Below are 7,171 nucleotides of genomic sequence, written 5' to 3'. Positions count from 1 at the left end.
GGCCCTCGTGCGTCCGCTCGGACGCACGAGGGCCTACGCGGCTGCGGCCCGGGGTTGCTTGCGACGGTTCTTGCCGCTCTTCCAGCGGTCGTGGAACCACATCCACTGTTCGGGATGCTCGCGCACCCAGCCCTCGACGACGTCGTTGAGCACCTGGCAGGTGGCAGCAACGTCGATTTCGCCGTTGGCGGAGCGCGGCAGTTCCAGCCGATGCTGCAGTTCGAGCCGGTAGCGGCCGTCGGGCAGGCGGATCGACCGCGCCGGATAGATCTCGCAATCATACTGCCGCGCGAGCTTGGGCAGCAGCGGGTTGGTCTGGCACTCGCGGCCAAAGAACGTCGTTTTCACGCCTTTGCGGAACTTCTGGTCGACCAGCATGCCGACCGAGCCGGAGCGCTGCAGGATGCCGGCTAGCGACCACGCCGCCCCCGCCTTGGAGGGCACCATATGGCCACCGCTGGTACGCCGGGCCGCCTGCACCTCGCGGGCGATGTAGCGATTGTTCGGCTGCCGGAACAGCGCGGTAAATTCGAGGCCGAAGCTGGCGGCAGCAATGGGCAGCAGCTCGAAGCAGCCAAGATGGGCGGTGAAGAAGATGAACGGGCCTTTGCGCTCGCGCAGCTCCGCGAAGATCTCAACGCCGTCGACCTCGATGCGTCCGGAGCGTAGGCTTTCAGGGTCGAGGTCGAAGATGTCGTCGAGAAACACGAACTCGGCGGCGAGGCGACCCATCTGGCCCCAGTTCTCCCGGGCAATCCGCTCGACCCACGCCGCATCCTTCTCCGGGAAGGCCTGCCGCAGATTGTCGACGGCCAGGCGGTGACGGCTGGACCACGGGCCGATCAGCCGGGCCGTGCGGTCGGCAAAGGCCAGCCCGGTATCGGCCGGCAGCAGCCGGATGGTCCTGAGCACGGCGAACAGCGCCTGCGCGATGACGAAGTCGGCGGCGCGCTTGGCCCGTAGCGCATATCGCGCGACGAAGAGGTTCATGCCGCGCGCACGGTCCCGCCGTCGTGGCTGGTCGGCGCATCGGCGGCGACGCGCAGCACGATCTTGCCAAAGACCTCGCGTGCTTCCATCCGCGTGAGCGCAATGTCGATCTGGTCAAAGCCGATCTCGGTGTCGATCACCGGGCAGACGATACCGCGCGCCATCTTCTGCATGGCGTCGCGCATGTTTTCCATGCGGCAGCCGAAAGAGCCGAACAGCTTCAGCTGCTGCTGGAAAAGCTGCATCAGGTTCATCTGGGTGGACACGCCCGAGGTCGAGCCGCAGGTGACCAGCCGTCCTCCGCGCTTCAGGCAGAGCATGGAGCCTGCCCAGGTGTCCGCACCGACATGCTCAAAGACGACGTCGACGCCCTTCTTCTTCGTCAGTTTGCGGGTCACGCCCTCAAACCGGTCGACCCGGTAGTTGATGACGTGATCGGCGCCGAGCGCCTTGGCCCGTTCGATCTTGTCGTCGGAACCCACGGTGGTGATGACCATCGCGCCCTGTTTCTTGGCGAGCTGGATCGCAGCCGAACCGATGCCCGAGCCGCCGGCATGGACGAGGACGGTCTCGCCCGGCTCCAGACGCGCATTGTCAAACAGCATGTGCTCGACGGTGCCGAAGGTCACCGGCGCCAGCGCCGCGCCGACGGCATCGCAGCCGGGAGGTGCGGGGACCAGCAGGCGGGCGGGCAGGTTCACCTTTTCCTGCGCGAAGCCGTCGAGATGGAAGCCGTGCACGCCCGAGACGTGCTCGCAGAGATTGTCGCGGCCCTCGCGGCAGGGGCGGCAGAGCCCGCAGGTCTGTGCGCCGTAGATCGCCACCAGTTGGCCGGGCAGCACCGAGGCCACGCCGGGGCCGATCGCCGAGACGACGCCCGAGGCCTCGGCGCCGATCACCAGCGGCATCTTGCGCTTGGCAAAGGCCATGCCGCGCCAGCCCCAGACGTCGATGTGGTTCAGCGCCACGGCGGCGATGTCGACGGTGACTTCGCCGGGGCCGGGCGACGGCGGCGGGGGCAGGTCCACCTGCTTGAGTTCGCGGTCGCCGACGAGTTGCAATGCTCGCATGGGGAGATCCTCAGACTGGATAGATGACGGCATCGCTTCGCGGCTTCGTCCGCCGCAACGACGCCGATGGCCGGCCGGGCGGAGCGTCCCCGCCGCGGCCGCGCGTTCAGTTGCGCGGTTCGCGGCCGATGACGAGGCAGGCGTTCTGCCCGCCGAAGCCGAAGGAGTTCGACAGCACCGCGGCGATGTCAGCCGACCGGGCCGTGTTCGGCACGGTGTCGAGTTCGATCGCCGGATCGGGCATGTCGTAATTAATCGTCGGCGGCAGCACACCCCGCTGCATCGACAGCACCGAGAACACCGCCTCGATTGCACCGGCCGCCGTCAGCGTGTGCCCGATCATCGACTTGTTCGAGGAGATCGGCGTGGTCTTCAGCGCGTCGCCGAACACCGCCGCAAGGCCCGTCGCCTCCATGCGGTCGTTCTCTGGCGTCGAGGTGCCGTGGGCGTTGATGTAGTCGATGTCCGATGGGTCCATGCCCGCGTCGGCAATGCCCGCCCGGATGGTGGCAATGATCGGCGAGCCGTCGGGCTTGGAGCGGGTGCGGTGGAAATCGTCGGCGCGCTCGCCGCAGCCATGGATAATGCCCAGGATCTTCGCGCCGCGAGCCCTGGCGGCGCTCAGCGATTCCAGTACCAGGGCGCCGGCGCCCTCTGCCATGACGAAGCCGTCGCGGTCCTTGGAAAAGGGCTTGGAGGCCTTTTCCGGATGCTCGTTGTTGGTCGACAGCGCCGAGAGCAGCGAGAAGCGGATCAGCGATTCCTGGGTGATCGAGCCGTCGGTGCCGATGGCGATGGCACGGTCCGTCTCGCCGCGACGGATCGCCTCGACGCCGAGCTGGATCGCCGACGCACCGGACGCGCAGGCGGTCGACAGCGTGATCGGTAGGCCGCGCGTGCCGAGCCGGTCGGCCAGCAGTTCGGAAATGCGGCTGCACTGGGTGAGGTTGTAGATCGCCTTGTCGGGTCGGCTGCGGGCGATCTGTAGCAGACGGTCATAGCCGGCCTCCGCGATCCTTGCGCCCTCCATGGCGTCGAGCGCCAGGCGGTGCTGCCATTCCATTTCCACCGGCGGCGCAGCGAGAAAGAGCGGGCCGCCGAAATCGTCGTCGGCAAGGCCCGCCATGCGCACGGCTTCCGAGCCGGCCGCTTCCGCCATGACGTAGGATAGGCCCGTCGACGTCTCTGCACCAGGACCCATGAAGTCCACCGAGCCGGAAATCGTCGTGCGCAGGCCCTCGGTCGAGAAGCGCTCGATGCGGTGAATGCCCGAGCGACCAGCCGACAGGGCGTCCCAATTGTCGTCCACCCCGCGGCCGAGCGACGAGACGAGGCCGAGCCCGGTGATCGCGATCACCGGGCGTCCGAGAAAGTCCAGCTCTGCCGTGCTGCCGTTCGCGCTCATCATCCGATCCTTAAAGTCCGCGGCCGTCGACGGCTTCCAGTTCGCAGGCACCCTCGGCATGAAGATGGCCGACGGCAGTCACGATCGCGCGGCGCGGTGGCCTGGAAGCGGGGCGTTCCTCGCCGACATCGAAGGGCGGGATCACCTCGCGCCGCGACAGCGCACCGGCGGCAAGCGCGACGCCGGCCGGCACCTGCGCCTCGAACGCATGTCCGAGCATCGTCCCATAGGCCCTGACTGGTGCGTCCGGAAAGCGCTTCTGCAGGACGCTGCGTTCCATCTGCAGCAACGGACTGATGCCGGTCGCGCCGCTGAGGATGAGGGTATCGGCGCCCTCGGACGCAGCCGGGGGCAGAACGGATTCGAAACGCGCCGTGGTGCGTTCGATGTCGCGCTTGCCGCGATCGCCGGTCGTGGCGACCAGCCTGGCATAGGCGACGGCCGACCGCGCCGCGGCATGCTCGGCCGATTCCAGGATGAGGAAGGCGCCGACGCTGCCCACGGTGATGCCGTCATGGTCCTCGGTCCGCGAGGAGACCGGCCGCCATTCGTCGCGCAGCATCAGCCCCGCGAGGTCGAAATTCAGGATCAGGTCCTTCCGCTCGGCCGAGAACGAGCCGCCGACGAGGCAGATGTCGCTCTGGCCGGCGGCAATCCGCGCGCGGGCCGAGGCGATGGCCGAGATGCCGGCCGCTTCCTCGCCCATGAAGGTGCGCGATGAGCCCGTCACCTTGTGGACGATGGAGATGTTGCCGGCCAGGAGATTGGAGAGCTGCGCCAGAAAGAGGGTCGGCCGCAGTTCGCTGCCGAGGGTTTCGTTGACGATCCGGTCGCGGTCGTTGGCGCCGCGCGCCTTCTCCATGACCAACGCGTCGACTGCGGTGTCGCGTTCACCGCCGCCGGCGGCCACAACCATGTCGATCTTGGCGCGCACCGCCTCGTCCGCCGGAATGCCCGCATCGGCCAGTGCCAGGCCGGCCGCATAGGTGCCCAGCTTCTGCCAGGTCTCCATCTGCCGCTGGTCGCCCCGCTTGGGAATCTGGCTGGACCAGTCGATCGGCGGCAGCGGATGGACGAAATATGGTGCGTAGGTTTCGGAATCAATCCGCGGCTGCGGTGCCGGCGCGCGGACCATGGCGTCGAGATGGGTCGCGATGCCCTCGCCGAGTGAGGACACCAGCCCGATCCCGGTGATCACGACGTCCCTGGCAGTGTGTGTCATGCGATTGTTCCACTATCCCGATCGTCCCTCACGCCCGGCGATCGGTTTCCGGGGGCCTCCGTGACGAACGGCGCCGCTCCGTGACCTCAGCCGGCCTTGGCGGCGCGCAACTCGTCGATCTTGGCGCAGAGATTCTTCAGGACGAAATATTCCTCGGTCGGCGCGTCGCCGTCATTGACGGCCTGCGTCCATTTCTCGAGCGGGATCTTGATCCCGAATTCCTTGTCGATGGCGAACACGATGTCGAGGAAGTCGAGCGAATCGATCCCCAGATCGTCGATCGTGTGGCTTTCGGGCGTGATCTCGGCGCGGTCGATCTCGCTGGTCTCGGCGATGATATCCGCGACCCGGTCGAAGGTGGAAGACAATGAAATATCCTTGTCATGTCTGGAAGAGCGATTTGGGCGCGAAGCTATAGGGAATTCGCCCAGAAAAGCAAAGCGACGTGTATCCTGCGGCAGTGGACGGCGGGGCAGGGTCAACTTGCAGCCCCTGTGGCGCACCACTGCGGCGACGACAAGGCGAATTGCGCCGGCGTTGGGAACGCACGGCGCTTTTGTGACGTTCGTAGGACAAGAGACAGGCTCATTCTCCAACGATTGGCAGTGCAAGTGTCGGCACGGCAATTCGGCAGGGCTGCCGACCCGCGACCCCATCCCGGCGACTGGGAGCAAGAACGATGACCGTGCGCCAGCCAACGCCCAGAAAGTCCCGGTCCCCGGACCGCCGGTCGGATCTGTTGCTGACCAGCCGCCTGATCCGTGCTGCGACGGTGCTTGGACGCGTCGCCGCCCAGGTGCACAAGCGTGAACACCGGTTGTCGGCGCCCGAATTCAGCGTACTGGTCATTCTCGGCAGCGCCGAGGGCGAGACGGTGACCTCATCGCACATCGTCGAGGCCACCGAGATGGACAAGACCAAGGTCAGCCGCGCCGTCTCGGCACTGGATGAACGCGGCTGGCTGCATCGCACTCGGGCGACCGCCGACCGGCGCTTCGAATATCTCGCCCTGACGCCGGACGGCACAAAGGTGTTTGCCGACCTGATGCCGAAGGTGGAGAAGGCCGAGAGCAACGTGCTGGCGCTGCTGACCGCCGAGGAACGCGACGGCCTAGAACGCGGCCTCGACGGCCTCGACCGGGCCTTCGGTCAGTAGTGGAGCGACGACATCCGTCGGCGTAAGTCTTTTCGGCTGAGGTTGTATCTTTTCGGAGCTTGAAGCGTCTGGCGCCCGGGCGGAGGTCCATTGCCGCCCTAGCCCTATTGCGGCCGCAGACGCCCGCGCAGGCGGCAGCGGCACGCCGACGATCACCAACCGCTCAAACTGCCGGCCGGGGTTTCACTGCGTGCGTCTCCGCCCGTTCGCGCGGCGTCCTGGAGCTTGTAGAAGCAGCAGAAGCCGAACCCCGCGGCTACCAGCATGAAGGATTCGCCGATCGCCAGACGGTTGTTGGAATTGGTCAGCATCGTCAGGCCGAAGATGGCGGTCGCCGTCACATACAGGATGAACATCGGGGCAGGGATCAGGCCGCGGCTGCGGCAGGCGAAGGCCTGCCAGAGGCTCCAGACCATGAGCACGGCGTAGAATGCCAGTCCCACCAGCCCGTAGCGCACCGCCACTTCCAGATAGCCATTGTGCATCAGCTGATAGCCGACATCCGCATATGTCGTTCCGTCCCAGAGCGTTTCCCATGCGATCCCGGTTCCGAAGACGATGTTGGTTCGCCAGATCTCCCAGCCATTCACCCAGATCATCAGCCGCTCGTTGAGAGTGTGCGGCACGCTGCCCGATGCGATCAGCCGCTCCACCACGACAAGCGGATCGCCCGTGTGGGTCGCGCTTGAGGCGAACGAAACGGCAGTGCCGATATTCGGTTCAAGCAGGGCCGAGATCTCCGGAGAGAACAGGACAGACGGGATCGCCGCCGCCACCAGCACCCCTGCCAGAAGCAGCCAGTGACGCAATTGCGTCCGCTCGGTGAGCATCATGACGACCAGGACAGGCAGGGCTCCCAACAACGCCAGCCACACGCCCTTGGATTGCGCCCCGGCGATGCCAAGGAAGCAGAGCGCGACCACGACGATGCAGAGTGCGACGCCTGAAATGCGAAGCCCCCGGCCATTCGAGCCCGGCCGGGCGAGAAACAGGCCGAAGCAAACGGCCGCCAGCGCGATCAAGCCGCCGGCAACGGAGGCATGGATCGGATTGCTGTGAAACAGGAGTGGCGCCCGGTCTCCCGACAGCAGGGTCTGCGGCTCGAGGCTCACCAGAAGCGCGAGAAGGCTGATCACCAGAAATGCCCAAGGCTGCCGCCGGCATCCGAGACCAGTTCAGATAGATGGCGTAGCCGATGGTCGGATAGATCAGCGGAAAGAGATAGATTCCCTCGGCCGAGCCGTCCACCGGCCCGGGTGCTTGCACCAGCACCATGGCATTGCGCAGCAGGACGAAGGCAACCCAGGCGACGCAGAGCCCGCCCATCA

The 7,171-nt window shown here is 66.5% G+C and carries 7 protein-coding genes; 1 reads left to right on the top strand and 6 read right to left on the bottom strand.

All coding sequences use genetic code 11. The features are described from left to right. Positions 1-33: 33 nt before the first annotated feature. From VQ042_RS16700 to VQ042_RS16680, 5 genes are all read right to left on the bottom strand, one after another. Positions 34-990, bottom strand: coding sequence for a lipid A biosynthesis lauroyl acyltransferase (locus VQ042_RS16700; protein WP_331821315.1), 957 nt, complete (start codon positions 988-990; stop codon positions 34-36). Further along, positions 987-2,060 carry a zinc-binding dehydrogenase gene (locus VQ042_RS16695; RefSeq protein WP_331821313.1) on the bottom strand — a complete coding sequence of 358 codons (1,074 nt, stop codon included), beginning with the start codon at positions 2,058-2,060 and terminating at the stop codon, positions 987-989. Before VQ042_RS16695 ends, VQ042_RS16700 begins: the two co-directional genes overlap by 4 nt. A gap of 106 nt (positions 2,061-2,166) precedes the next feature. After that, a complete protein-coding gene (locus tag VQ042_RS16690) occupies positions 2,167-3,468 on the bottom strand; it encodes a beta-ketoacyl-ACP synthase (protein WP_331821311.1) in 1,302 nt (433 codons plus the stop codon). Between the two features lie 7 nt (positions 3,469-3,475). Beyond that, a complete protein-coding gene (locus tag VQ042_RS16685) occupies positions 3,476-4,687 on the bottom strand; it encodes a beta-ketoacyl-ACP synthase (protein WP_331821309.1) in 1,212 nt (403 codons plus the stop codon). 86 nt (positions 4,688-4,773) lie between these two features. Next, the gene (locus VQ042_RS16680) at positions 4,774-5,055 is read right to left on the bottom strand and encodes an acyl carrier protein (RefSeq protein WP_331821307.1); all 282 of its coding nucleotides are present in this window, start codon (positions 5,053-5,055) and stop codon (positions 4,774-4,776) included. 311 nt (positions 5,056-5,366) lie between these two features. Between VQ042_RS16680 and VQ042_RS16675 the strand changes: the two genes are divergently transcribed. After that, on the top strand, positions 5,367-5,843 hold the full coding sequence (locus VQ042_RS16675) for a MarR family winged helix-turn-helix transcriptional regulator (protein ID WP_331821305.1): 477 nt from the start codon (positions 5,367-5,369) through the stop codon (positions 5,841-5,843). A 152-nt stretch (positions 5,844-5,995) separates the two neighbouring features. Here VQ042_RS16675 and VQ042_RS16670 read toward each other — a convergent pair whose 3' ends face one another. Then, positions 5,996-6,979, bottom strand: a complete 984-nt coding sequence (locus VQ042_RS16670; RefSeq protein WP_331821303.1) for an O-antigen ligase family protein — start codon at positions 6,977-6,979, stop codon at positions 5,996-5,998. Positions 6,980-7,171: the final 192 nt, after the last annotated feature.

The sequence above is a fragment of the Aurantimonas sp. A2-1-M11 genome (assembly GCF_036549475.1).
In the GTDB taxonomy this organism is placed as follows: domain Bacteria; phylum Pseudomonadota; class Alphaproteobacteria; order Rhizobiales; family Rhizobiaceae; genus Aurantimonas.
Note: the sequence above shows the minus strand (reverse complement) of the source record. Positions and strands in the feature narration are given on the sequence as shown.